The sequence below is a fragment of the Pseudoalteromonas sp. T1lg76 genome (assembly GCF_002964725.1).
Classification (GTDB): Bacteria; Pseudomonadota; Gammaproteobacteria; order Enterobacterales; family Alteromonadaceae; genus Pseudoalteromonas.
This window is the reverse complement of record NZ_PQCE01000003.1, coordinates 19,945-45,035: the sequence shown is the minus strand read 5'-3', so window position 1 is coordinate 45,035 and position 25,091 is coordinate 19,945. Positions and strand designations below refer to the sequence as shown.

Here is a 25,091-nt window from a genome sequence, read left to right as displayed (position 1 = left end):
GCGTCAATTAACTTGCTTTGAAAGCCGTGTAATTCCCGGTCGCTGATGTATTCCAAAGTAACTCTAATACAGGCGCGAGCCCCAATTTAGTTTTTGGCGCAGCACGTTATAGTAGGAGTAATCCGTGGGGTGAATTAAGCGCAGCGGCCTTTCTGCTTTTTTGATCACCACTTCATCGCCGGGCAGGGTGGCTAGCACCACATGGCTGTCGCAACTGACCTGCAGGCTGTCGGTATTATCCAAGCTCAGTTTAAGACGAATAACGCTCTCACCATCGACCACCAAGGGTCGGCTCGATAGGGTATGAGGGAACATGGGCACTAGGGCCATGGCATTAAGACCCGGAGTAAGAATAGGGCCGCCGCCAGACAATGAATAGGCGGTGGAGCCGGTCGGCGTTGACACTATCAGGCCATCGGACTTTTGCGAAAACACAAAATCATCGTTAATAAAGCATTCGAATTCGATCATGTGTGCCACCTTGTCGGCGTGCAGCACAGCTTCATTCATCGCCGAGTTGGCACTTTTGAGCTCGGCATGACGAAATACTTCCACTTCCAGTAAGAAGCGTTTTTCTTCTATGTAATGGCCGCTGAGCACCTGCTCCAAGGCAGGCTCAAAGCCGTCCGGGTTAAGGTCGGTTAAAAACCCCAGGTTGCCACGGTTTACGCCGATCACGCCAACATTAAAGCGGGCCAGTACGCGCGCGGCGCCAAGCATATTGCCGTCACCGCCGACCACTATGGCCAAGTCCGCTTGCTCACCCAGCTCGACCAAATCGACCAGATTGGCATCTTCGGGATTCGCCAATTGCCCGCCATAATGACGCTCCACCAAGACCCGGTAACCTAAAGCTTGCAAAAAGGCATAGAGGCGTTGTAATGTCAGCGCCGCGCCTTCATGATGTGCTTTACCAATTAAGCCAATAGTTTTAAAAGAAGCGCTCATATCTGTGCCATAAATGAAGTAACTCTTTATAGAGTAACGCAAAAGTGGTGGGGTTGAAACTGAGGCAAAGAGCCTAAATTATAACAATATGAAATTATCTCCACGTGATGAGCAGATATTCTCTGCGGTAATGAGTTTATACTGCGACGGTCAGGGTCTGCCGGTTGCCTCTTCTCGTATTGCCAAGCAAAAGGGAATGGCGGTTTGCAGCGCCACCGTACGCAACGCCATGGCACGCCTCGAAAAACTGGGCTTACTCTATTCGCCCCATACCTCGGCCGGACGTATTCCTACCCAGCAAGGCTTTGATTTTTGGTTCGATTCCTATTTTCATCTAGATCAGCTAGGTCAATATTGGCAGCCGCCACAGGAAAAACTGGTTGAATTTGCCCACCATCTGGCACGGCGCTACAAGGTTTGTTGCTGTGTTGGTCTGCCTCAGGTCACCACTCAGTGGGTGTTCCGAGTAGAAGTGCTGGATTTTGACCGTACCCATTGGCTGGTGCTGCTGTTGGACCGCCAAGGTCAGGGCCACAATATTCTTATTACCAAGCCCCTTGAGGCCAATGATGATATTCGCTATCAGTTTGCGACCTGGTTGAATTCGGTTTTTGCGCAGCAAAACCTGCTTGAAGGACTGCACCGAATGAAGGCCATGAGCCGCACCGCGCCCCATTATTGTCATGGCTCCTTGGCGCAGTGGACGCGCGAGTTAGGAAATAAACTTGGCAGCGACAACAGTATAGTGGTCGGCGAAAATAACCTTTATGCCTACACAAATAGCGAGCAGGAACTCAACATAGGTGCGCGCTTCTTACATGGCATAGAAGATAAGCTGGCGTTTCGCAACGGTGTGTCCGTGTTGTTTGGCGATCAGTTGCCCTTACCGGGTTTTGAACCCTTCTTAGTTTTTAGCCTGGCTTACTTTGCCAACCAGGAATATCAAAGTCGATTTTGCGTGATCTTGCCCAAGTCGGCGCCGATTGAGGCGATCATTCAAGAATTTGCGCAAATCGAGCACCTTGACTCTTGAATCCGCTAAATACATCCCCATAATGAATCGCAGTTACGCAGTTTTTGGAGAATATAAAGATGTCTGAGCAACCACAGGCTAACGAACACGAACAGGAAAACCTTGAGGCTCAAGAAGAGCAAGAACAAGAGCAGGGCTCACAAGAGCAAAGCATTGAAGCTGAGTTAGCGGCTCTTTATGCGGAATTAGAAGCTGCAAAGCAAACCGTTGAAGAGCAAAAAGACAGCGTGATTCGCGCCGCCGCCGAAGTTGAAAACATTCGTCGTCGTGCTGCACAAGATGTTGAAAAAGCACATAAGTTTGCGCTAGAGAAGTTTGCCAACGAACTGCTTCCGGTGATCGATAACCTAGAGCGTGCCATCGAGTTTGCTGACAAAGAAAATGAAGCCTTGCTTCCTATGCTTGAAGGCATCGAAATGACGGCCAAAAGCTTTGTTGAAGCCGTTGCCAAGTTCAATGTCGAAGTGGTTAACCCTCAGGGTGAGGCGTTTAACCCGGAACTTCATCAAGCCATGGCAATGCAACCGAGTGAAGATGTCGCACCTAATACCGTTATAGCGGTTATGCAAAAGGGTTACACCCTGAACGGTCGTTTGTTACGCCCGGCCATGGTTATGGTATCGAAAGCGCCTTAAGTTTTTGATTAATAGAAAAATGCCCACTTTTTAGTGGGCATTTTTTTTGCGTTGCCAAAGCTGAGTCACGGCGATTAGGATAATAGCCACAAACATCATGCTGGAGAAGGGCACCGCATTAACCGGGTGGATCAGCGCTAAAAAGGGTCCCACTAAAGCACCGCTGCCAAAGCGCAGTGTACCTATGACAGCCGTAGCCGTCCCCGAGTTACGTTCAAACTCCATTAGAATAAGGGCATCGGCATTTGAGGCGATAATGCCTAAACTCATCATTAGCGGCGCTATGCTCCACACTATGTAGTACAGCGACTGCTCCATCAGGCTAAAGGCCAACAAGGCGCTGCCGCTGATAAGGGCCAGAGCCAGACCAAAATACAGCATCTTGCGCGAGCCGACCTTAGGCACCACTCGGGTATTAATAAAGTTACCCAGCATCAAGGCAATAACATTAAACGCAAACAGCACGCCAAAAAGTTGCTCCGAAACTTTAAAATAACCCAGGTAGATAAAGGGTACCGAGGTTAAAAAGCAGAAAAATGCAAAGGAGGCCAACATGGAGCTAAGTATATCGGCGCGAGCTTTGGGCTCACTGAGGACCACAGCATAGCTGGCAAAAAACAGCTTCAGACCACGGTGCTCACTGCGATAAATGGGTATATCTATCAGGTGCATCTGCACCCAGACAAGACATGAGAAGGCATAGCCGCCGAGTACCAGAAATATCACCTGCCACTGTGCCAGGGTTAGAATTGCCGAGCCTATGCTGGGCGCCGCCAGGGGCGCAACCATCATGATCATCGACACATAGCTCATGCCCTTGGCGGTATTTTGCTGATAAATATGGCGGATAATGCCGGGCACCACCACGGTCGCGGCGGCGCCGGTAAAGGCCTGCACACTGCGCAGTAACCAGAATAGATAGATGTCTTCGCAAAAGGCCAAAGCCACCGAACTGAGCCCAAACAAGGCGAGGCCGATACGCGCCAAACGGCGACGACCCATTTGATCGGCAATGGGACCAAAAAACAGCATGCCCAAGGCATAGCCAGCAAGGTATACGCTCAGGGAAATTTGCACCTGAGGCATGGTAGCGCCAAGATCCTTGGCGATTTGCACCATGGCCGGCAAATACATATCCACGGCCAGCGGCGTAATAGCCACAATACTGGCCAACAAAGGCAATAGCACACGCCGACTGGGCGTTCTTGTGTCGGTTAAGGACATAGATACAATATCTTCTAAGTTGGTGAAGGAGAGACTAGGGGAAAGTGCGCAGGCAGCGTACAGTGCCTAGTTTGTTCACTATAGCACCAAGGTTTCGGCCAGAATAGGGGAACCTTATTAACATTATGTTAATTAGACACTTTATTCGACGCTAGGCGTTGCCTTTGTGGTTTGCTATGCTTGGCGCAAGAGAAAAATGGGAAGCATTAATAATGAAAAAACTAATCTTAGCCCTTAGTGTGGCGGCCGTTATCGCCGGTTGTAAAACCTCACCGACCGGACGCACTCAGGTGACCTTGTATTCCGATGCGCAAATGAGCCAGTTAGGCGGCGCCAGCTTTGAGCAGATGAAAAAAGAACAAAAGGTTAACACCGACTCGCGCACCAATGCCTATGTACAATGTGTGGCCGATGCGGTGATCCAGGTGTTACCGACAAAGTATGCGCAGCAAAAGTGGGAAGTGGTGGTATTCGAGGAAGACTCGGCCAATGCCTTCGCCCTGCCAGGCGGCCATATAGGTGTGCACACCGGCTTACTTAAGGTAGCGCAGAACCAGGATCAACTAGCCACCGTGATTGGCCATGAAGTGGGCCATGTGATCGCCGAGCACTCCAATGAGCGTGCTTCACAAAGCCAAATGCTGCAAACCGGTATGCAAATTGGCGCCGTGGCAATGGATATGGGCGAGATAGGTTATCGCAATGAAATCATGGCGGCGCTTGGTTTAGGTGCTCAGTATGGCGTGGTATTGCCATTTAGCCGCACCCATGAAAGCGAAGCGGATGAAGTGGGTCTGGAGCTGATGGCCAAGGCTGGTTTTGAACCACAGCAATCTGTTGCCCTGTGGCAAAATATGGCGCAAAGCGGTGGCGCGACTCCTCCTGAGTTCTTATCGACGCACCCGGCGCCAACTAGCCGTATTAACGAATTGCAAAAGCGCATGCAAGGTGCCAACGCCTTGTATCAGCAGGCTAGAAGTCAGGGTAAGCGTCCTCAGTGTCGTTAATTCTGGGTTTGTAGCATGCCTAAGCTAGCCCTGTGCTTGGCCTTGCTGCTGGCTGCGGCCTTGACCTTAGACAGCCTGATCTCGGCGCCTGTCTTTGCCATTCAGTGGCGCAGCCCCGAGTTTATGGCGGGCATAGCGCCGACCTTTAACCTGGTTAAATTACTGGGTATGGCGGTGCTTACGGCCTACTTATGGTGGGGCGTACCACGGCGGCAGTATTCCCCCGGCATCACCATTGCGCTGCAATGTGTGGTGCTCATCTGTGCGGTACATACGGTGGTGTTACTGATCGGCAGACAAAGCCTGGTGAGCGACGCTGAGCACTATACCTCTGAGGGTCCCTATACGGTGCACACCATAGAATCTCAGGATGCACGTACCAGCCGACAGGTGATCTATTGGCGTTGCCAGCGCTCGCTTGGTTTTTACTCCCTTGAGGAACTACAACAGCTTCCCTATCACCCAGGTGCCTATATAGAAGAGCAAGATGGCAAGTGGTATTACATAGGTGAAAAGCGTTATGAATTGGCGGCAGGGCAGTGTGACTAGCAAGCTAATCAGCAATTAAAAAAGGTGAGCAAGTGCTCACCTTTTTTAATTGCGAGGTAGTTATTAGGCGCGGCTAATAAACTTGCTCTCAGCGGTGTTGATTTTAATTTTATCGCCGCTTGAGATGTGCTCTGGCACCTGAACCACAAGACCTGTGGTCAAGGTAGCCGGCTTAGTACGCGCACTGGCAGAGGCACCTTTGATTGACGGAGAGGTGTCTTCAATTACCAATTCAACGCTGGTCGGCAAGTCCACAGAGACCGGGCGGCCTTCTACTAGCACTACCTGCACACCCTTGGTCGACTCGTCGATAAACAACAACTGCTCGGCAATGCTGTTTTTGTTCAGGTGGTACGGCGTGTAATCTTCATCATCCATAAAGATGTACTCGTCGCCATCAACGTACGAGAACATAGCTGCGCGGCGCTGTAGATCGGCAAAGTTCAGCATGTCTTCGGCTTTGAAGGTCTCATCAACCTTGCCGCCATCAACCACGTCATACATGCGCATACGGTACAGGCTACCACCGGCGCGGCCCTGAGGCACAGAGCGCTCGATATCACGGACGATCATAACGCGACCATTGTATTCAATGGCGGCGTGTTTTTTAATTTCGCTAGCCTTAGGCATAGTCTTACTTCCTAATTTAATTGACCGGGTTAAGTTACCCGATTAAAAGGTCCAAGCCAAGTGGATTTGCGGCACAGATTCAGTGGTGTTGGTGCCCAATTTGTTATGCCAGTACTGCCACTCAACACCCAGCATCAGGGTTTGCTCCGGCATTTGCAGGGCGTGACCCAGATCCCATTGCACTATCGGCTGAGCTAAAAGCCAGCTCTTCACCTTGTCGCCAAACTCGTTGTCGCGCTCATCGATATATTCAACATGGCCGGTAAAGTAAAACTTTTGCTCGCCTATGTTAAAAGGTGCGCCCCAGGCCAGGTCCAACATCCAGCTGTCGCTTTCAGTCGGTGCACCGCCTGAGCCGACGCCATCGCTGTCATCGATATGGGCGGTTACCAGGGTTGAGAAGAAATCAAAACCTTCTACTTGCCAGTCTAGCTTCACACCGGGCAGATACTTCATCACATTGGCATCGCCGGCGGCGTTAAAGCCCATCACAAAGCCCACATCTTTTAGCGGACCTAGCTCAATTTGGTTACCGCTGATCTTGCTGTAGCTGAAGTTGGAGTACCACTCGCCGTAGAAATCGCTGTCCTGATAACCATCTTCTAGGTCGTCATTGATGATATCGATAAAGAAGAAGTTATCGCCCAGGCTGTAACCCGAAGCGTGTTGCAAAGAGACGATACTGGTGCCCGCTTCTTTTTTAGTGAAGGGGTTTTTAAAGTCGCCATAGTTTACATGTAACTGAGTTTGGCTCCAGGTTGCGGCTTGTGCATTGCTTACACTGGCAAACAAGGACAGCGCCACCGCGCCGTATAACAAGGGTGTGGTAATTTTCATAACTACAAGGTGATTAATAAATAAAAGAAATGTCGGCGGCTATTGTAACAGATGGCGGCATTAGGCCGCCACTGTAAGCAGGAGGGCAGGATGCTAGGTTATACCTTATGGCGGCGTAAGATGATGATCAGTACCGCAGTGATAGCCAAGATAAAGCAATAGAAGGCCGAGGTAGATACCTGCCAAGGGCTAATGCCAAAGGTCGCGCCGAGAAGCAGAGCCTGAGCGCCATAGGGCAGTGTCCCTTGCAGCACGCAGGCAAAGATATCGAGCAAGCTGGCAGAGCGCTTTGCGGAAATCTCGCCGTCCTGGGCCAGCTTTTTAGCTATTGGACCGGCAACGATAATAGACACGGTATTATTGGCAATACACAGGTTCGATGTCATTACCAGCACGGCGATACCCAGCTGATCCGCCACCTGGCGATTAAACCTGGCCACGAGCTTGGTTACCGCCTGGATTTTTCGTGCTAGGTAATCAAGGCCGCCGCCACGACGAATAAACTCAGACAAACCGCCAATAAACATCGACAGCAAGAAGATCTCCTGCATATTGCTAAAGCCCTTATAGATGTCTTTAACAAAGGCGCCACCTTCATAACCTGAGGTAAAACCCATCAGTGCCGCGAAAATAATGCCGCTAAAGAGCACCACAAAAACGTTTAAGCCCATAACCGCCAGTACAAGAATAAAGACGTAGGGCAACACCAGAAGCCAGTCAAAATCACCCACCTCTACAGGTTGAGGCTCAGGGGTCAGGTAAACCAATAGCGCTATGGTTAGCACGGCCGCAGGCAGGGCGATTTTCAGGTTCTCGCGAAACTTATCTTTCATTTCACAGCCTTGGGTGCGGGTGGCCGCGATTGTGGTGTCGGAAATAATAGATAAGTTGTCGCCAAACATGGCGCCAGACACTATGGTACCGGCCATCAGTGCTGGGTCTATGCCGGTTTTCAGTGATACCGCCAAGGCAATAGGGCCAATGGCGCCGATTGTGCCCATGGACGTGCCCATGGCGGTGGAAACCACGGCCGAAATCAAGAACAAGCCGGGCAACAGCATGCTTGGCGGAATAAAGGATAAACCGGCATTGACTATGGCATCCACACCACCGGTCGCACCGGCCACCGCCGAGAAGGCACCTGCGAGCAAATAAATAAGACACATGGTGATGATGTTGCTGTGTCCGGCACCGCGAATAAAGGTTTCTACCGATTCGTTGATGCGCTGCTTAGCGAGTACAAAGGCCAGTACTATGGCAGGCAAAATGGCCACAGGAGCCGGTAATTGATAGAAAGCGTAATCAACGCCTTGCGATTGTAAATACAGACCCGTGCCTAAAAATATAGCGACAAAGACCAGTAGGGGGACGAGTGAAAGTTTTGCCACAGTGGCATTGTAGTTAGGCTGCATGTATACCTCAATTTCGATCACCAACAGCCAAAACCTTCTTTTAGCTGCATTTATTTTGCAAAACAAGCTAAGCCCTGTTGTGCATGCGCCCGCAAGCCAAAGACCAAATCGGCGCCAAGTGGAGAAGTTTAAACGTGTGGATGGCTAAAGTCTATGGTGATCACGTTTTTGTTATTGTTTTTCATTTTTGTAGCACAAAAAAACAACGATATCTAATTTGTGTCACTCACATAGGTAATACCTAAAGCTAAGCCCTCAAGCAAAGCCCATATTTGTCTGATGCCTTTGCTTAAGGATGCTTTTAGTTTGCACGGTGCTTGTGCCTAGCACCTAACACCCATCTGCGTTAGCATACGGGTAGTCAAAATGAATCATATTATGGGGATTAGAATGAGTGTAGGTTTAGGCATTTTGGGCGCCAATGGGCGCATGGGGCAGGCACTGTTGGAAGCGGGTAACGAGGATACACAAGCCTGTATTAGCGGCGCCTTTGTACGTGAGCAGTCGCCATTAAATGGCCTGGCGGTAGAAACCCTGGTCAAAGGACTTAAAGAGAGCGCGCAGACCCTTACCTTTACCCCTCTTACGCCCGGCGACAAGCTGGATGTGTTGATCGATTTTACCCTGCCCGAAGGCATGCTGGTTCACCTAGACTTTGCCGTTGCCAACAAGATCCCTATGGTTATCGGCACCACGGGCCTGAATGATGCGCAAATGCAGCGCTTGCATGAGGCCGCCAAACATATCCCCATCGTCTTTGCCCGCAACTTCAGTGTTGGCGTTAATCTGCTTTTGGATTTGGTGCAAACGGCGGCGACAAAATTCGGTGACGACGCGGACATCGAAATATTTGAAGCCCATCACCGTCATAAAATCGATGCGCCTTCGGGCACCGCCCTGGCCATTGGCGAAGCCATTGCCGAAGCCAAAGGCTGGGACCATGATCAAGTGGCCGTTTATGACCGCTCACAAAGTGAACAGGCTAAATCACAAAAGGAAATTGGCTATTCGGTGCTCAGAGCGGGCGATATAGTTGGCGAACATACGGCTTATTTCGCATTAATGGGGGAAAGGCTTGAATTAACACATAAAGCTAGCTCAAGAATGACCTTCGCCCGTGGCGCTGTGCGGGCTGCAAAGTGGGTGCAAAATAAACACCCTGGCTTTTATTCCATGCGCGAAGTGCTGGAACTGGGTAAGTAAACGTGCTTTTTTGGGTGTTTCGGTGTTTTTTTGTGTTAAAGGTGTCGTTTTCTATATTTATTGATATTTAATTAGATCTTTTTGCTACTCTCGTGTAGAATATCGCCAATTTGCCAAAATTTCATAATGCGCCTAGTTAAGCGCTTTAAACGGGTTGTAAATCAGTCGCATTTTTTACTCCCGTTTTTTACTGTTAGGAGGTTAACTTGACTAAATCCGCTCTGTTAGTCCTAGAAGACGGCACAGTGTTTCGCGGTACTGCGATCGGCGCTGACGGCATGTCAGTCGGTGAAGTAGTATTCAATACGTCTATGACTGGGTATCAGGAAATTCTGACCGACCCGTCTTACGCGGAACAAATCGTAACTTTGACTTACCCGCATATCGGTAACACGGGTACTAACAGCGAAGACGAAGAAGCGAACAAGATCTGGGCCAAGGGCCTGGTTATTCGCGATTTGCCACTGCTAGCGAGTAATTTCCGTAATGAACAATCACTCAGTGATTACCTAAAAGAGCGCAACATTTTAGGTATTGCCGATATCGACACCCGTAAGCTTACTCGTATCCTACGTGATAAGGGCGCGCAAAACGGCTGCATCATCGCCGGTGATGAGGTTGATGAAAGCAAGGCGCTAGAAGCCGCTAAAGCCTTCCCAGGCTTAAAAGGCATGGATTTAGCTAAAGTAGTATGTACCGAGTCAACATATCAATGGTCTGAGACAAGCTGGACTCTGGGTGAAGGTTTTAAAACGCTTGCTCCAGAAGACGAGAAATTCCACGTTGTTGCCTATGACTTCGGTGTTAAGCGCAATATCCTGCGCATGTTGGTAGACCGTGGCTGTAAGCTGACTGTAGTTCCGGCGCAAACCAGCGCTGAAGAAGTACTGGCACTAAACCCAGACGGCATCTTCCTGTCAAATGGCCCTGGCGACCCTGAGCCATGTACTTACGCTATTGAAGCGATCAAAACCTTCCTAGAAAAAGATATTCCTATTTTCGGCATCTGCCTTGGTCACCAGCTATTGGCGTTGGCCTCAGGCGCGAAAACAGTAAAAATGAAGTTCGGCCACCACGGTGGTAACCACCCGGTTAAAGACCTAGACCGTGATGTTGTGATGATCACCGCGCAGAACCACGGCTTTGCTGCGGATGAGGCAAGCTTGCCTGATAACCTTCGTGCAACGCATAAATCATTGTTTGACGGTACCTTGCAGGGTATTCACCGCACCGACAAGCCAGCATTTAGCTTCCAGGGTCACCCTGAAGCCAGCCCAGGCCCACACGATGCAGCCCCTTTGTTCGACCACTTTATCGAACTGATGCAAGCGCAATCTAACTAATTTGAGACCGGAGTAATAATGCCAAAACGTAATGATATTCAAAGCATTCTTATCTTAGGCGCGGGCCCGATCGTGATCGGCCAGGCCTGTGAGTTTGACTACTCAGGTGCTCAAGCCTGTAAAGCGCTAAAAGAAGAAGGTTACCGTGTAATCCTGGTTAACTCGAACCCAGCGACCATTATGACCGACCCGGAAATGGCTGATGCGACCTATATTGAGCCGATTCACTGGGAAGTGGTAGAAAAAATCATCGAAAAAGAAAAGCCGGATGCGGTACTGCCTACCATGGGTGGTCAAACTGCATTGAACTGTGCCCTTGACCTAGACAAGCACGGTGTACTGGCTAAGCACGGTGTTGAGCTAATCGGTGCAACTGCTGATGCCATCGACAAAGCGGAAAACCGTGAGCGTTTCGACGTAGCGATGAAAAACATCGGCCTTGAGTGCCCGCGTGCAGAAATCGCTCACTCAATGGAAGAAGCGCTGGATACACTAACGCGTATCGGTTTCCCTTGTATTATTCGTCCTTCTTTCACCATGGGTGGTACCGGTGGTGGTGTTGCTTACAACATGGAAGAGTTCGAAGAGATCTGTACCCGTGGTCTTGACCTGTCACCAACGAGCGAGCTTTTAATCGATGAAAGCCTGCTCGGTTGGAAAGAGTACGAGATGGAAGTTGTTCGCGACAAAAACGACAACTGTATCATCGTCTGTTCAATCGAAAACTTCGACCCTATGGGTGTACACACAGGTGACTCAATCACGGTAGCGCCAGCGCAAACCTTGACCGACAAAGAATACCAAATCATGCGTAATGCCTCTATGGCGGTACTGCGTGAAATCGGTGTTGAAACCGGTGGTTCAAACGTACAGTTTGGTGTGTGTCCTAACACCGGCCGTATGGTTATTATCGAGATGAACCCGCGTGTATCTCGTTCATCAGCACTTGCTTCAAAAGCAACGGGTTTCCCAATCGCGAAAATCGCAGCCAAGCTGGCTGTGGGTTACACTCTGGATGAGCTACAAAACGACATCACAGGCGGTGCAACCCCTGCGTCATTCGAGCCGTCAATCGACTATGTTGTAACTAAGATCCCTCGCTTCAACTTTGAAAAGTTTGCCGGTGCTAACGACCGTCTAACGACGCAGATGAAGTCGGTAGGTGAGGTAATGGCGATTGGCCGTAACCAACAAGAATCATTGCATAAAGCACTTCGTGGTCTTGAAGTAGGCGCGACTGGCTTCAACCCAATCTTGCCTGTAGGCGAGAAGGGCGCAATTGAAAAGATCACTCGCGAGCTTCGTGAGCCAGGCGCTGAGCGTATCTGGTACATCGCCGATGCCATGCGTCACGGCATGAGCGTTGAAGATGTATTCAACCTAACCAAGGTTGACCGTTGGTACCTGGTACAAATCGAAGACATCATCAAAGACGAGCAGCAAATCGAAGAAGTAGCTTTGCCGGTCTTACTGCTGACTTCCTACGTCGCCTGAAGCGTAAAGGTTTTGCAGATGCGCGTATCGCCGAGCTTGCCGGTGTATCTGAAGCGGAAATCCGTAAGAAGCGTCACCAGCTTGAAATCTTGCCTGTGTACAAGCGCGTAGATACCTGTGCGGCTGAATTCAGCTCAGACACAGCCTACATGTACTCAAGCTACGATGAAGAGTGTGAAGCTGCACCGTCTGACAAAGACAAAATCATGGTAATCGGTGGCGGCCCTAACCGTATCGGCCAGGGTATCGAATTCGATTACTGTTGTGTACACGCGGCCCTTGCCATGCGTGAAGACGGCTACGAAACCATCATGGTTAACTGTAACCCTGAAACCGTTTCTACCGACTACGACACATCAGACCGTTTATTCTTCGAACCAATCACTCTAGAAGACGTGCTTGAAATCGTCCGCGTTGAGAAGCCAAAAGGCGTTATCGTGCAGTACGGTGGTCAAACGCCACTTAAACTTGCCCGTGAACTAGAAGCGAACGGCGTGCCAATCATTGGTACTTCACCAGATGCCATCGACCGTGCCGAAGACCGTGAGCGCTTCCAGCAAATGGTTGAGCGTTTGAACCTGCTTCAGCCTGACAACGCAACGGTAACGTCACTTGAAGAAGCGGTAGCCAAGTCTAAAGAAATCGGCTTCCCACTGGTTGTACGTCCTTCGTACGTACTAGGTGGTCGTGCGATGGAAATCGTCTACGATGAAGACGACCTACGTCGCTACATGACAGAAGCGGTATCTGCTTCTAACGAAGCACCGGTATTGCTAGACCGCTTCCTGGACGACGCCATCGAAGTGGACGTTGATGCCATCTGTGACGGCACCGAGGTTATAATCGGCGGTATCATGGAGCACATCGAGCAAGCGGGTGTTCACTCAGGTGACTCGGCCTGTTCATTGCCAGCGCACAGCCTAAGCCAGGAAATCCAAGACGTAATGCGTGAGCAAGTACGTGCTATGGCCCTTGAGCTAGGCGTTGTGGGTCTGATGAATACTCAGTTCGCGGTTAAAGACGGTCAGGTTTACCTAATCGAAGTGAACCCGCGTGCTGCGCGTACCGTGCCGTTCGTATCAAAAGCAACCGGTGTTGCCCTTGCTAAGGTAGCGGCCCGTTGTATGGCCGGTCAGTCACTTGCTAGCCAAGGCATCACCAAAGAAATCATTCCTCCTTACTACAGCGTAAAAGAAGTGGTACTTCCTTTCGCTAAGTTCCAAGGTGTTGACCCAATTCGTGGCCCAGAAATGCGCTCTACCGGTGAGGTAATGGGTGTAGGTGATACTTTCGCCGAAGCCTTCGCTAAAGCCCAGCTAGGTGCAGGTAATGCTTTACCACGTGGTGGTCGCGCGTTACTATCGGTTCGCAATGGTGATAAAGCTCGCATCGTTGAGCTTGCTAAGACCATGATCGAATTAGGTTTTGAACTAGACGCAACCTCAGGCACCGCCCAGGCGCTTGAAAATGCAGGCATCGAAGTTCGCCGTGTAAACAAGGTATTCGAGGGTCGTCCTCATATCCTTGACCGCATTAAAAACGGTGAATACAGCTATATCGTTAATACCACAGAAGGTCGTCAAGCTATTGAAGACTCTAAGGTATTACGTCGTGGCGCCTTGATGCACAAGACCAACTACACCACAACATTGAACGCCGCGTTTGCTAACTGTACAGCAAACTCTGCGGATGACCGTGGTAGTGTCTCGTCAGTTCAAGAGTTACACCAACGAATCAACTAAGCAATAGGCCGCAGCGCTTGCGCTGCGGCTTGCTGTAAGTGGGAATATTATGCAAAAGATTCCAATGACCACACGCGGTGCCGAGTTATTGCGTGCAGAGTTAAACGAATTAAAAACTGTTACTCGGCCAAAAATCATCGCTGATATCGCCGAGGCGCGTGAACACGGCGACTTGAAAGAGAATGCCGAGTATCATGCCGCTCGCGAGCAGCAAGGTTTTTGAGAAGGACGTATTCAAGAAATTGAAGCTAAATTGTCTAATGTGCAAATCATTGACGTAACGAAAATGCCTAACAATGGTAAGGTAATTTTTGGTTCGACTGTAAGCATTGTAAACCTAGACACGGATGCTGAAGTGACTTACCGCATTGTTGGTGACGATGAAGCAGATATTAAGAACAACTTGATCTCTGTAAATTCACCCATTGCTCGTGGCCTTATCGGTAAAGAGCTGGACGACTGTGTGAACATCGAAACACCAAATGGTACGGTAGAATTTGAGATCACTGAGATTGAATATATCTAACCTTGGTTGAGGTGTTTAAAAACCCGCTTTAAAGCGGGTTTTTTTATGCCTGTAGGTCAGGCTTTGCCGTGTTGGGCGAGCGCGTTAAGAAAATAGTCCGGTGAACTATTACGCCTTGAGCCAGCGAAAGGCCGGGGACGGCAAGTCAGAGGAAATGCATAACCACCGTGCAAGTAATTCATCCGTGAAACTGGGCTCCTTTTGTGACGAAGTTACGGCGTCCCTGTCTCCACCTCCGAGCGCTGCGAAGCGGTGCTTCGGTCACTCGTCGCCCCTCTTTGGAAACTCCGCGAACCCGTGATTCGCCAATGCTTGCGAACTCAGCGTTTTGTTAAGCGCTCCGTTTAGTCATTGAGGCGATTTAACAGTACATCCCTGTACTGATAAATCTAGCTCGGCAATCCCCCTCCTCACAGAGTTCGTCGCCTTCAAGCGGCGCGAGTGAAATTATTCACTTGCTTATTTCCGCTTTCAGCCTGTCTCGTTCTCAACAGCACGCTCCACAAAAAAGCCGATTTCTCCAGCGCGAATCCAAACGGGGGATCGATACCTGTGAGTTTGGATGTGTTCGATTAGGCGCTGATACTGAATGAGAAAATAAATTACATAGCGAGCGAGATAAGGCTCGAATAAGTAACGGCTCGTTTTACTTAATTACTTCTTCATTGCTCGCGAGAAAAACACCTGCTAACTTATTACTATCATTAAATAAAAAGTCTATTGGTGAGAAAATATGGGGTTGTGGATAACTTCCTTAACTGGGAATTCGCACTAATACGCTGTTAACTGTATAGGCAATCATGGATGTTTGACTCAATTCGTAAGAAGATTGAAAAGCAAAACAAAGACAATAACCCCAAGAATATGTCTTTTGATTTCAAGCTCATGTTTGTATATCACATTGCAATGATGATTTTGTTTGGTACTCGCATAATTGATAACGCCGCCGCTCAAGCTTTATTTGCATTGGCGTTGTTTGTGGTTTTGATATTAATTTCAGCTGTGCATAAATTTCGAGCCCAATGGCAATGGCCTGGTATTGGCTTGCTTGGCCTTCCGTCAGCTATACTAGGCGTTGCCTTTGTATACGCATTTCTTGCTTTTGCGGCGTACACAATTAATCCTGATTTCTCTTTTCCAGATCTCCAAAATATTAACTATATTGATTTTATTGAAGAGTCGTGGTCTGTAATTATTGCCACCGCATCGGTTCCTGCAATTACACCATGGTATCTTGCTGGTATTGGCATTGGGATTTTTAATTTACTATCAAGCTTAAAAATAGCTACTACTAAGAAATCAGAGTTTGTAGCTCAGTGCAAAAACAGTTAACAAGCGGCTGCACCGGGCAAATTTCCGCTGTCACCTTTTGTGCAAAAATCCCACAAAAGCCGCCAGCAAAATTTGCTCGGTGAGCCCGGCGTTAGTAGTAAAAGGATGTCATGACTAAACCTATTAAAATTTGGCTAGCTATAGTTCTACTGCCAATACCTCTTTATCTCTCCATGTTCGTACTCGGGTTAATTGGCTTAGCTGGTTATTGGGGCTATTACATTCCTTTTTGGTCTTTGGGTGAACCATTTTTTAAGTATTCATCAGATACTGGTTGGTATTATCCAACGCTTTATGGCCATATCCTTGCTGCTGTAGCATATTCCATTGTATTTTGGTGTGGTTACTATCTGTTAAAAAAGGTTTGGCGCAAGTAAATTTACTACTAACAAGTTACTCAAAAGGACGCAAAACGCTTGGCTTGTGCTCCTTCGTCGCCAATTATAGCCAAGCATTTATGCGCCCATTAGTAAGGCGTTGTTCTGGCACTAGAACCAATTGAAAATTTAATAAATCATAGGGAATAAAAAAGCCTTACTTAAGTAAGGCTTTTATGGTTGGGATAAATACCAAGTACTTAACTTGGTTGTTTTAGTTCTGGCGTTGGTTCTACCTTAGGGGCTCTGCCAAAGAGCTTACGCAGGCCGCGTTTACAGTCTTCCAGGGCCACATATTGGCAAGGGATCAGCACCAGGGTGATCACTGTGGCGAACAGCACACCGAAGGCTAATGATACCGCCATGGGGATGACGATTTGCGCCTGTAAGCTGGTTTCCATAATGATGGGCACCAGACCAATAAAGGTGGTAATGGAGGTCAGTAGGATGGCCCTAAAGCGTTTACAACCGGCTTCTACCACCGCCTGTTTAATGGCAATGCCCCGGGCGCGTGCCTTGTTCACATAGTCAACCATCACCAGTGAGTCGTTCACCACCACCCCGGCCACGGCGATAATACCGAAGAAGGACAGGCTGCTCATGGTCATACCCAAGATCACGTGTCCGTAGACGGCACCGACCACACCAAAGGGGATCACCGACATGATCAGCAGCGGTTGTGAGTAGGAGCGCAAAGGAATGGCCAACAGCGCGAAGATGATAAGAAGCGAAAGCACTAAGTCACGGCGCTGCTCGGCGACGCTATCCATCTCTTCTTGCACTCGACCGGCGACATTACTCTGTACGCCAGGGTAGTTTTTCAATAATGCTGGAAGGTATTCATCGCGCACTTGTTTAGCGATTTCAAACGGCTGTGCCTGATTGGTGTCTACGGCTGCCCACACATTAACCGTGCGCTTAGCGTTTTCCCGACGAATACGGTTTACCCCGTCAACCAGGTTTACGCTGGCTATTTCAGCTAAAGGTACTTCCGCTCCGGCTGGAGTAATAATGCGCACATCATTGATTTCGCTGATAGAGTTACGCTCTTCAATGGGGTAGCGGATCATTACTTTGAGCTCTTCGCCATCGCGCAGGATACGCTGTGCCTCTAGGCCATAGAAGCTGAAGTTCACCTGCGAGGCAACATCGGCCAAGGTCAAGCCCAGGCTATAGGCAATGGGTTTAAGTTCAAGTTGTACTTCATCGGTTGCGCTTTGCATTGAATCATTGATATCGCCTACGCCCTTGATGGTCGACAGCTTCACTTTCAATTTACCGGCAACTTCTTTCAACTCAGCGGCATCATTGCCCTCGAGACGGAAGCTGATATCACCATCATCACGGCCACCACCGCCATTCATAACGCTGTCGTTAATGGTCATTGACTTCATTCCCGGCAGCGGCGGCATATTATCACGCCACAGTGCACTTAACGCGAAGGTGTCGATAGGGCGCAGGTGCGGCTCTACCAAGACCATCATTAAGCGGGCGTTGGTGCGCCCTTGCATATTCAGGGAGATATCCTTAACCATGGGCATGCCATATTGCTGCTCTATAACCCGCTCGACATCCATCACCACACGTTCAATCTTTTTGGCCGTATCCAGGGTTGCTGTTTCCGATGACGCCAAATTCATCTCAATGTTAATACTTGGGAAATCATGAGGAATTTTCGGGTTGGCGATAAACTTAATCAGGCCACCGGCAAACAAGCCAGCACTGACTATAAGGATGCCAAAGAAGCCAACAATCACGGTATAGCGATAATGAATACAGCGCTGTACTGCAGGGCGGTATATGCGCTCGATAACATATTGCAAGCCACTGTCTACCTTATTACGTAAGCGGTGTAATGGGTTACGCGGGTTAACAGGGCGGTTCTTCATGGCTGCCAGGTGCGCAGGAAGAATGAGCTTAGACTCGACCAGTGAGAATAATAGGCAGAGAATAATCACCCCGCCTATGGCTTTAGAAAACGCCGCTCCCGGGCCGCTGGCCAAGGTTTGTGGTAAGAAGGCAGCGATAGTGGTCAGTACCCCGAAGGTCGCGGGGATGGCCACGCGTTTTACGCCACGCACCACGTTATCCAAGCTATGACCATGCTTTTCGATTTCGGCGTGAGCCGACTCACCCACCACTATGGCATCATCCACCACTATCCCTAGTACGAGAATAAAGGCAAACAGGGAAGCCAGGTTAATGGTGACATCTAAAAAGCCCACCGGCATCATTAAAAAGGCGCCCAGAAAGGATACGGGCAGACCCATCATCACCCAAAAGGCAAGGCGGATACGCAGGAACAAGGCCAACATCAGCATCACCAAGATACCACCCCAGATCATATTCTCGATCATCATGTCGAGGCGACCTTCAAGGTAATATGTGATGTCAATCATGGGGGCCAGTGTGACGCCCTCGGGAAGCTCCGACTTTTTACGCTCTAAATAGGCGTCCATCACATCGGCAACACGGGTGATATCTTGATCTTTTGACGCACGGACCTCAAAAATCAGTGAGTTTTTACCATTGTATTTTGAATATTGTAGGCCTTCTTCAAAGCCGTCTTGGATGGTTGCTACATCACCTAGAAATACCTGGGCGCCGTCTTCTAATGTTAAAAGAGGAAGACGTTCAAATTCACCGCCGCGATAGGCCTGGTTTTCCACGCGCATGGAAATATAGCCATTATCGGAGCGAATTTGTCCCGCCGACATATTGGCGGAGAAGTTGCGCACCGCAGTGGCGATATCGCGGAACGTCAGGCCATATTCACGCAGCTTATCCGGGCTGACTTCTATGCTTATCTCATAATCCAAACCCGAATTAAAATTGACGAGATTGACCTGAGGCAAAGCGCGCATTTCATCATGGAGCTTATTGCCCAGCTCCTTTAGATCGTAATTGCTCATATCGCCATACAAGGCGAGGATCATCACCTCTTGAGTGTACTTTTCGCGGCGAATATTGGGTCGTTCCATCTCTGCGGGAAAGCTGGAGATGGAGTCGATTTGCATCTTGACTTCGTCGAGCACTTCTTGAGAGTCATAGCTTTCATCGACTTCGATCCAACTTTGAGAAAAGCTGCGGTTTGAATAGGTGATAAGGCGTTTAATGCCCTCTAAGCCTTGCAGGGACTCCTCGATTTTTATGGTGATCCCTTCTTCCACTTCTTGCGGAGCGGCGCCGGGATACACGGCCTGCACACTGAGCCAGTTGCTCTCAAATTGAGGGAATGCCTGTTTACGAATAGAAAGCGCGCTGAGAATACCACCGACTATGATGATTATCATCAGCAGGTTGGCGGCAACTGGGTTGCGGGCAAACCAGGCGATCAAGCCTTTTTCTGTGCTTTGCACCATAGCTTAGTCCTCCTTCAGCGCCAGCTGCGTGTGCGCCGTTTTCGGTTCTTGTTCGTCTAAGCGCAGTTGCATGCCTTGCGTGGGGTATTCCAGCGCCGAGGTGATAACTTGCTGGCCACTGTTTAGACCGGCGGTGACATAGGCCATGCCGTTTTGCTCGCGGATCACCTCAAGGTCGCTAAACATCAGCTTAATTTCATTATCAATGAGGGCAATGCGGTTGTCCTTGATCAGGTGGCTGGGAACAATGGCGGTATCGCGTACATGCTTACCCACTATGCTGGCATTGGTGTAGGCACCAAAGCGCAGAGGTTGTGCTTGCTCATAGGGTGCGTCTACATAAGCCACAAGGTAGGTCATGCGCGAGCGCTTATCGACCACGCCTTCATTACGCACTATGGTGCCTTGCCAGGTACGCATTTTACCGGCCACTTCGCTGGTTAGGGTGACTTTAGCACCGATACCGCCATCAACCAGGTATTGCAGATCATGGTTGGCTACCGGTAAACGCACTTTAGCAATGCTGGTGGCATCGATTTGACCCAAAACATTACCCGGGTTCACCACGCTGCCAAGGCTGATTTTTTTTGCCGTAACCAGGGCATCGTAGGGGGCGCGAATCGAGGTGCGCTCTAAATTGCGCTTGGCGCGTTTAACCTGGGCCTGAGCAGCGCGGAATTTTGCCAGCTTTTCTGCGAGCTGAGGTTTGCGCAAATAGAGCTCCGAGGGGATCACCGCATTGGCATTGTCCTTAATGCGTTGCCATTCGGTTTTGGCCACATGCGCTTGTGCTTGTTCTATTTCTAGCGCCGATTGTGCCTGCGCCAAGCCGGCCTGGGCTTCAATTAGGGCCGCTTCATAGTCATTGGGGTCGATGCGAATAAGTTCGTCCCCTTGTTTTACAAAGCCACCTTTTACAAACTGTTCGGCTATGGATACCACCTGACCGGACACCTGAGCGACCAGTTCGGTTTGTTCTTGCGCCATGACCTCGCCGTAGGAATGCACTTGCATGGTTACATCGGTCAGGTTGACCGGGGTGACCTCTACCAGTGGGGCGATGTTTTCCTGTTGTTTTTGCTCCGGTGGCTTTTTCATTGCCATAAAGGCGGCGAACAGTGCCACTGACACCCCCAACACACCAATAGGTAATAGTATTTGTTTTTTGCTGGCCACAATGCAGCTCCCTGTATAGTTCGATGACAGGCTATATGGTAGCGGTAATCATGTTTACAGGTATGTGTAATATGTAACAAAGCATGTAATCTGTTAAAATGGCGGCCGCGTTTGTTTTAGGGGTCGAATATGAATTGTCGTTTAGGGTGTGGTGCGTGCTGTATAGCGCCTAGTATTTCCAGCCCCATACCTGGTATGCCCGAGGGTAAAAAAGCGGGGCAACGATGTGTCCAGTTAGACAAAAATAATTTGTGTAAATTGTTTGGTGATCCGTCCAGGCCGGCTGTGTGTTTACAATTTAAGGCGTGCGAAGATGTGTGTGGCAGTAATAATGCCGAAGCGATGTGGAGAATTACCCAATTAGAGGCGCTGACCTAAAGGCGGTAAGCACCTCGAAAGGATGCAAATATTATTGATTTGATCCTGGCGGGTAGTTACTGAAAATTTCAGCGACCGATTCGCGGATCACCGCGGTGCGCTCGCTTGGCGTCTGGTTTTTCTTCAAACGACCTTCTTTGGCGGCGCGCCATACCAGCTGGTTCGAAGCGCGGTCGACCACGTCAATCACTAGGGTGCCTACTTCATATTCGCGGGTAGTGGTTTGCACATTGTAGCCCAGACCCCAGTAATCCCAACGGGCGCTGTAGCCTGTGGTAAAGGTATCAACATCGACTTTCTTTTCCACCGAGGCATGGTAGTTGATCAGCACATCCGCTTGATCTGCCGTCACCATGCTCATGCCCTTGGCGCTCAGCTCATCATTAACGGCCTGACGCACACGGCGCTCCATTAATTCGCTGATCTGATAATTACTGCTGGCATTGGTCAGGCTGGCATCAGGAAACCAGGCAAAGGTTTTGTACTGAGTAAAGTTTACCGACTTGTCGTAATCAAAATCCGGCCCAGAGGCACAGGCGCTGAGTAACATAAGTACACCCGCCGCAAGTAAATTCTTCATTGACCGCTCCTTTATATCTGGCTGTAAGAATCTAGGTTTGTCAGTAACATATCATAATCTTAGAGGAAATATACAGCTCATGCACCGCTTTAGGGGCCATACCTGGATTATGTCATTACTGTGAATTTTAAATAATTTAAAGCTTATTAATATTTTCTATGGTAGTCTAGGAACTGCTTTGAGTTAATGCGTTCAATGTGACGGTTTTGTGCGGCCTACGCTGTAAGTGTGACTAACCTCGTTTAGTCCTGTACCTGACCCTAGCGGTAGCGACACTGGCTCAGGGAGGATAGTGCCTAATTTATAGGCGAGTTATAGAAATTGACTTACAGGAACACTTTAGTATGTCAGAACATGTAAACGGTAAAGTAAAGTTTTTTAATGAAGCAAAAGGCTTTGGTTTTATCGAGCAAGAAAATGGCCCAGATGTATTCGTTCACTTCAGCGCGATCAATGGTTCAGGCTTCCGTACTCTAAGCGAAGGCCAACAGGTTTCTTTCAGCATTAAACAAGGCCAGAAAGGACCAGAAGCGGAAAATGTAACTCCGGTTTAATTCCTTATTGACTCTCTTAGAGTGAATAATTAGTGGAGCCGTTTCGGCTTCACTCTTCCCCCCAGGCGCCACGCCAAGATTATCTCCCAGCATTTAAGTCACTAATTAATATAATTACTTTGATATATCACTGATCTTCAATTATTATTTTATTTCCACATTTAAAGTATATAAGAGATCACAGTGAGAGAAATCAGAGCATTTGCCAAATCGGCATCTATTAATGAGTTGGAAAAAGCAATTAATATTCTGAACACTGCGCTCGATAATCAGCAACAGCAAGAAAAAGCGAAACAGGAAGTTCTTCAACTGATGAAGGAAAAAGGGCTCAGTGTGGAAGATATTGTTGATGTGACCCAGGACAAGCGTACTAAGGTTGAACCTAAGTATCGCCGCGAGTTCGAAGGAAAAATGGTTGAATGGTCAGGCCGTGGGAAACGCCCGAAAGCGTTTCAAGATGTAGACCTAGCTAAATACCTCGCGAAATAACAGCAAAGATAAATAAACCCAAAGGTCCAGCAATGGACCTTTACTTTTTTGGGTGTCAGTAGTGTATACACTCAGAGACTATCAACAACAAGCAGTCGACAATACCCTGGCGCATTTTCGTAAGTCACAGCGCTCGGCCGTTATTGTTTTGCCTACCGGTGCCGGTAAAAGCCTGGTTATTGCCGAGCTGGCGCGATTGGCCCGTTATCCCATCCTGGTATTAACTCATGTAAAAGAGCTGGTTGAGCAAAACGCTAATAAATTTCGTGACATGGGTTTAACACCGGGGATTTTCTCTGCGGGTTTAAAGGATAAAAATTTAAGCGAGCAGGTCACCTTCGCCAGTATTCAATCCCTCGCCCGTAGTATAGATAAGCTGCAGCAGCACTATTCTTTAGTGATTATTGATGAGTGTCATCGCGTTAGTACAGAGCAAACCAGCCAGTATGCGCAGGTTATAACCCAGCTTAAGAAAATTAACCCAGGCCTTAAGGTGCTAGGTTTAACTGCCACACCCTATCGGCTTATCAGTGGCTGGGTATATCACCGTCATTACCATGGTTTTGTTCGCGGTCCGAGCGATGCGCCATTTGATGATTGTATTTACGAATTACCGCTGCGTTATTTAATTAACAAGGGTTATTTAACGCCGCCGCGCATAGTCGATGCGGCGGTGCAGCATTATGACTTTTCTGCCTTGCTCAATGGCGGCTCGGCGCCCAGTGAAGGGGATCTAAATGCGCTGTTGCAACAAAGCACCCGTGCCACCAAGGCCATTATTACGGATGTGATGGCGCAAAGCGATACCCGACGCGGCGTGATGATTTTTGCCGCGACCGTTGCCCATGCCGAGGAAATACATCGTTATTTACCACCCGGGCAGGCCCATATTATTGTTGGCGCCACACCTGCCGCCGAGCGCGACGACATAATTGCTCGCTTTAAGCGACAGGAATTTAAGTACCTGGTAAATGTTTCTGTTTTAACTACAGGTTTTGATGCTCCTCATGTTGATTTTATTGCTTTGTTAAGACCCACGGAATCGGTCAGCCTGTATCAGCAGATCATTGGCCGCGGACTACGCTTATGCGCCGATAAGCATGAATGCCTGGTAATCGATTATGCTGGCAACGGTTTTGATATCCATCACCCCGAGGTAGGGGCGCAGCGCCCGGACCCAAACAGTGAGCCGGTGCAGGTGTTGTGTCCCGGTTGTGGTTTTGCCAATGTGTTTTGGGGTAAAAAGGATGCCGCGGGTCAGGTTATCGAGCATTATGGCCGCCGTTGCCAAGGCTTATTGGATGACGGCGAAGAGCAGCAGCAATGTGATTATCGCTTTAAGTTTAAGGAATGTCCCCAGTGTTTTAGCGAAAATGATATCGCCGCGCGCCGTTGTTATAGCTGCGCGCATCAGCTGGTGGACCCGGATGACAAGTTACGCCAGGCGCTCAACCTAAAAGATGCCTTGGTGTTGCGTTGCAGCGGTTTAAGCTGTGAGCAAACGGCGCAGGGTAAGCTCAAGATCACCTATTATGATGAAGACGGCGCCGCGGTGGCGCAAGTGTATGATCTGACTAATGCCAAGGTACTGGCCTTATTTAACCGCGAGTTCGGCAAGCGTCATAACGCCCCAGGCATAGATAAGTGGCGAAGCAGCGAGCAGGTAGTGGAGTTACAACAGAATTTGAGCTGGCCGGATTTTGTGATTGCCCGTAAGTCGAAAAAATATGGTTGGCAGGTGAGTGAAAAGGTATTCGATTATCAGGGAAGTTACCGCAAAGCCTATAGTCGTTGATAGGCTCTGCGTTTCACTGTTACTCGGCGCTGTTTTCGTCCAGCAGACCCCAGCCGTCACCGTAGCCGTTATGTTTATCCGCCAGGCTTTCCAAGTAGGCTTCCATATTATTGATAAGCTCATATTCGGGTACCATGGTAAGGCTGGCCTTCACTTCAAAAACACCTGTATCCGGGCAGGTGCTAAGGCTGGCTTGCGGCGCTACTTCGGCATGGGCCAGGGCATCGATAAAGCCTTGCGCATGTGCTTGCTGCTCAAACAACAGAAAGAAATCGACGTTGTGCAGTTGCGTCAAATCGACGCCTTGCTCATGCATTTGTTGCAAAATTTGGCCTGTTTCATCGTCGGGAAAGTGCATCGTTTATCTCATATAAGCGTGAATCTAGGGATTGTCTTATTTTTTGCTGGAAATAAAAAGCCACTTAGGTGAAATTTTTCGTCGTCATTAGTGAATGGCTCCAGGCA

Annotated in this window: 21 protein-coding genes and 2 pseudogenes; 14 read left to right on the top strand and 9 right to left on the bottom strand. The window is 49.1% G+C overall.

The genetic code is table 11. The features are described from left to right. Nucleotides 1-63: 63 nt before the first annotated feature. Entirely contained in the window at nt 64-948 is an 885-nt protein-coding gene (gene nadK, locus C2M35_RS00800) for an NAD(+) kinase (RefSeq protein WP_105200598.1), read from the bottom strand. An 88-nt stretch (nt 949-1,036) separates the two neighbouring features. Here nadK and C2M35_RS00795 point away from each other — a divergent pair, with 88 nt between their 5' ends. Both C2M35_RS00795 and grpE read left to right on the top strand, forming a co-directional pair. Continuing rightward, nucleotides 1,037-1,981: an HrcA family transcriptional regulator gene (locus C2M35_RS00795; RefSeq protein ID WP_105264404.1), complete on the top strand. Its 945-nt coding sequence runs from the start codon at nt 1,037-1,039 to the stop codon at nt 1,979-1,981. Between the two features lie 59 nt (nt 1,982-2,040). Then, the gene (gene grpE / locus C2M35_RS00790; protein WP_105200596.1) at nt 2,041-2,616 is read left to right on the top strand and encodes a nucleotide exchange factor GrpE; all 576 of its coding nucleotides are present in this window, start codon (nt 2,041-2,043) and stop codon (nt 2,614-2,616) included. Between the two features lie 30 nt (nt 2,617-2,646). Here grpE and C2M35_RS00785 read toward each other — a convergent pair whose 3' ends face one another. After that, entirely contained in the window at nt 2,647-3,840 is a 1,194-nt protein-coding gene (locus C2M35_RS00785) for a multidrug effflux MFS transporter (protein WP_105264403.1), read from the bottom strand. Nucleotides 3,841-4,052: 212 nt separating this feature from the next. Between C2M35_RS00785 and C2M35_RS00780 the strand changes: the two genes are divergently transcribed. Together C2M35_RS00780 and C2M35_RS00775 are read left to right on the top strand one after the other, a co-directional pair. Continuing rightward, nucleotides 4,053-4,847 (top strand): M48 family metallopeptidase, encoded by a 795-nt coding sequence (locus C2M35_RS00780; protein WP_105257822.1) that lies wholly within the window; start codon nt 4,053-4,055, stop codon nt 4,845-4,847. 15 nt (nt 4,848-4,862) lie between these two features. Next, nucleotides 4,863-5,396: a hypothetical protein gene (locus C2M35_RS00775; RefSeq protein WP_105264402.1), complete on the top strand. Its 534-nt coding sequence runs from the start codon at nt 4,863-4,865 to the stop codon at nt 5,394-5,396. A 63-nt stretch (nt 5,397-5,459) separates the two neighbouring features. Here C2M35_RS00775 and efpL read toward each other — a convergent pair whose 3' ends face one another. The 3 genes from efpL to C2M35_RS00760 all read right to left on the bottom strand — a co-directional run bounded on the left by efpL (nt 5,460) and on the right by C2M35_RS00760 (nt 8,275). Next, the gene (gene efpL / locus C2M35_RS00770) at nt 5,460-6,026 is read right to left on the bottom strand and encodes an elongation factor P-like protein EfpL (protein ID WP_105200592.1); all 567 of its coding nucleotides are present in this window, start codon (nt 6,024-6,026) and stop codon (nt 5,460-5,462) included. A 42-nt stretch (nt 6,027-6,068) separates the two neighbouring features. Continuing rightward, nucleotides 6,069-6,863: a nucleoside-binding protein gene (locus C2M35_RS00765; RefSeq protein WP_105264401.1), complete on the bottom strand. Its 795-nt coding sequence runs from the start codon at nt 6,861-6,863 to the stop codon at nt 6,069-6,071. Nucleotides 6,864-6,961: 98 nt separating this feature from the next. After that, on the bottom strand, nt 6,962-8,275 hold the full coding sequence (locus C2M35_RS00760; RefSeq protein ID WP_105200850.1) for a Na+/H+ antiporter NhaC family protein: 1,314 nt from the start codon (nt 8,273-8,275) through the stop codon (nt 6,962-6,964). Nucleotides 8,276-8,665: 390 nt separating this feature from the next. On the opposite strand from C2M35_RS00760, the gene dapB reads away from it, so the two are divergent. From dapB to C2M35_RS15625, 6 genes and pseudogenes are all read left to right on the top strand, one after another. Further along, complete coding sequence (gene dapB, locus C2M35_RS00755; RefSeq protein WP_105264400.1) at nt 8,666-9,478, top strand: 4-hydroxy-tetrahydrodipicolinate reductase; 813 nt, start codon at nt 8,666-8,668, stop codon at nt 9,476-9,478. A 206-nt stretch (nt 9,479-9,684) separates the two neighbouring features. Next, nucleotides 9,685-10,821 carry a glutamine-hydrolyzing carbamoyl-phosphate synthase small subunit gene (gene carA / locus C2M35_RS00750; RefSeq protein WP_105200589.1) on the top strand — a complete coding sequence of 379 codons (1,137 nt, stop codon included), beginning with the start codon at nt 9,685-9,687 and terminating at the stop codon, nt 10,819-10,821. An 18-nt stretch (nt 10,822-10,839) separates the two neighbouring features. Beyond that, nucleotides 10,840-14,057, top strand: a pseudogene (gene carB / locus C2M35_RS00745) (carbamoyl-phosphate synthase large subunit). 49 nt (nt 14,058-14,106) lie between these two features. Continuing rightward, nucleotides 14,107-14,583: pseudogene (greA, locus tag C2M35_RS00740) on the top strand (transcription elongation factor GreA). An 804-nt stretch (nt 14,584-15,387) separates the two neighbouring features. Continuing rightward, entirely contained in the window at nt 15,388-15,915 is a 528-nt protein-coding gene (locus C2M35_RS00735; protein ID WP_105200586.1) for a hypothetical protein, read from the top strand. A 110-nt stretch (nt 15,916-16,025) separates the two neighbouring features. Beyond that, on the top strand, nt 16,026-16,292 hold the full coding sequence (locus tag C2M35_RS15625; RefSeq protein WP_158677885.1) for a hypothetical protein: 267 nt from the start codon (nt 16,026-16,028) through the stop codon (nt 16,290-16,292). Nucleotides 16,293-16,492: 200 nt separating this feature from the next. Here the strand turns inward: C2M35_RS15625 and C2M35_RS00730 are convergent, their stop codons facing one another. Beyond that, a complete protein-coding gene (locus tag C2M35_RS00730) occupies nt 16,493-19,654 on the bottom strand; it encodes an efflux RND transporter permease subunit (RefSeq protein ID WP_105264399.1) in 3,162 nt (1,053 codons plus the stop codon). A gap of 3 nt (nt 19,655-19,657) precedes the next feature. After that, complete coding sequence (locus tag C2M35_RS00725; protein ID WP_105200585.1) at nt 19,658-20,830, bottom strand: efflux RND transporter periplasmic adaptor subunit; 1,173 nt, start codon at nt 20,828-20,830, stop codon at nt 19,658-19,660. 129 nt (nt 20,831-20,959) lie between these two features. Between C2M35_RS00725 and C2M35_RS00720 the strand changes: the two genes are divergently transcribed. Beyond that, nucleotides 20,960-21,208 carry a YkgJ family cysteine cluster protein gene (locus tag C2M35_RS00720; protein ID WP_105200584.1) on the top strand — a complete coding sequence of 83 codons (249 nt, stop codon included), beginning with the start codon at nt 20,960-20,962 and terminating at the stop codon, nt 21,206-21,208. A gap of 31 nt (nt 21,209-21,239) precedes the next feature. On the opposite strand, the gene C2M35_RS00715 is transcribed toward C2M35_RS00720, so the two are convergent. Beyond that, the gene (locus tag C2M35_RS00715) at nt 21,240-21,788 is read right to left on the bottom strand and encodes a DUF4136 domain-containing protein (protein ID WP_105200583.1); all 549 of its coding nucleotides are present in this window, start codon (nt 21,786-21,788) and stop codon (nt 21,240-21,242) included. A gap of 344 nt (nt 21,789-22,132) precedes the next feature. On the opposite strand from C2M35_RS00715, the gene C2M35_RS00710 reads away from it, so the two are divergent. From C2M35_RS00710 to C2M35_RS00700, 3 genes are all read left to right on the top strand, one after another. Then, a complete protein-coding gene (locus C2M35_RS00710) occupies nt 22,133-22,342 on the top strand; it encodes a cold-shock protein (RefSeq protein ID WP_105200582.1) in 210 nt (69 codons plus the stop codon). Between the two features lie 183 nt (nt 22,343-22,525). Next, on the top strand, nt 22,526-22,831 hold the full coding sequence (locus C2M35_RS00705) for an H-NS family histone-like protein (protein ID WP_105200581.1): 306 nt from the start codon (nt 22,526-22,528) through the stop codon (nt 22,829-22,831). Between the two features lie 61 nt (nt 22,832-22,892). Further along, entirely contained in the window at nt 22,893-24,626 is a 1,734-nt protein-coding gene (locus C2M35_RS00700; RefSeq protein ID WP_442792740.1) for a DEAD/DEAH box helicase, read from the top strand. Between the two features lie 19 nt (nt 24,627-24,645). Here the strand turns inward: C2M35_RS00700 and C2M35_RS00695 are convergent, their stop codons facing one another. Continuing rightward, nucleotides 24,646-24,984, bottom strand: coding sequence for a ribonuclease E inhibitor RraB (locus tag C2M35_RS00695; RefSeq protein ID WP_105200579.1), 339 nt, complete (start codon nt 24,982-24,984; stop codon nt 24,646-24,648). Nucleotides 24,985-25,091: the final 107 nt, after the last annotated feature.

Bases quoted from the DNA above. Each gene is read 5' to 3' on its own strand.
- C2M35_RS00795 (WP_105264404.1), top strand. From the start codon at position 1,037: ATGAAATTATCTCCACGTGATGAGCAGATATTCTCTGCGGTAATGAGT.
- efpL (WP_105200592.1), bottom strand. From the start codon at position 6,026: ATGCCTAAGGCTAGCGAAATTAAAAAACACGCCGCCATTGAATACAAT.
- C2M35_RS00715 (WP_105200583.1), bottom strand. From the start codon at position 21,788: ATGAAGAATTTACTTGCGGCGGGTGTACTTATGTTACTCAGCGCCTGT.
- C2M35_RS00785 (WP_105264403.1), bottom strand. From the start codon at position 3,840: ATGTCCTTAACCGACACAAGAACGCCCAGTCGGCGTGTGCTATTGCCT.
- C2M35_RS00730 (WP_105264399.1), bottom strand. From the start codon at position 19,654: ATGGTGCAAAGCACAGAAAAAGGCTTGATCGCCTGGTTTGCCCGCAAC.
- C2M35_RS00775 (WP_105264402.1), top strand. From the start codon at position 4,863: ATGCCTAAGCTAGCCCTGTGCTTGGCCTTGCTGCTGGCTGCGGCCTTG.
- C2M35_RS00765 (WP_105264401.1), bottom strand. From the start codon at position 6,863: ATGAAAATTACCACACCCTTGTTATACGGCGCGGTGGCGCTGTCCTTG.
- C2M35_RS00720 (WP_105200584.1), top strand. From the start codon at position 20,960: ATGAATTGTCGTTTAGGGTGTGGTGCGTGCTGTATAGCGCCTAGTATT.
- C2M35_RS00710 (WP_105200582.1), top strand. From the start codon at position 22,133: ATGTCAGAACATGTAAACGGTAAAGTAAAGTTTTTTAATGAAGCAAAA.
- C2M35_RS15625 (WP_158677885.1), top strand. From the start codon at position 16,026: ATGACTAAACCTATTAAAATTTGGCTAGCTATAGTTCTACTGCCAATA.
- grpE (WP_105200596.1), top strand. From the start codon at position 2,041: ATGTCTGAGCAACCACAGGCTAACGAACACGAACAGGAAAACCTTGAG.
- C2M35_RS00780 (WP_105257822.1), top strand. From the start codon at position 4,053: ATGAAAAAACTAATCTTAGCCCTTAGTGTGGCGGCCGTTATCGCCGGT.
- C2M35_RS00695 (WP_105200579.1), bottom strand. From the start codon at position 24,984: ATGCACTTTCCCGACGATGAAACAGGCCAAATTTTGCAACAAATGCAT.
- C2M35_RS00735 (WP_105200586.1), top strand. From the start codon at position 15,388: ATGTTTGACTCAATTCGTAAGAAGATTGAAAAGCAAAACAAAGACAAT.
- C2M35_RS00760 (WP_105200850.1), bottom strand. From the start codon at position 8,275: ATGCAGCCTAACTACAATGCCACTGTGGCAAAACTTTCACTCGTCCCC.
- dapB (WP_105264400.1), top strand. From the start codon at position 8,666: ATGAGTGTAGGTTTAGGCATTTTGGGCGCCAATGGGCGCATGGGGCAG.
- nadK (WP_105200598.1), bottom strand. From the start codon at position 948: ATGAGCGCTTCTTTTAAAACTATTGGCTTAATTGGTAAAGCACATCAT.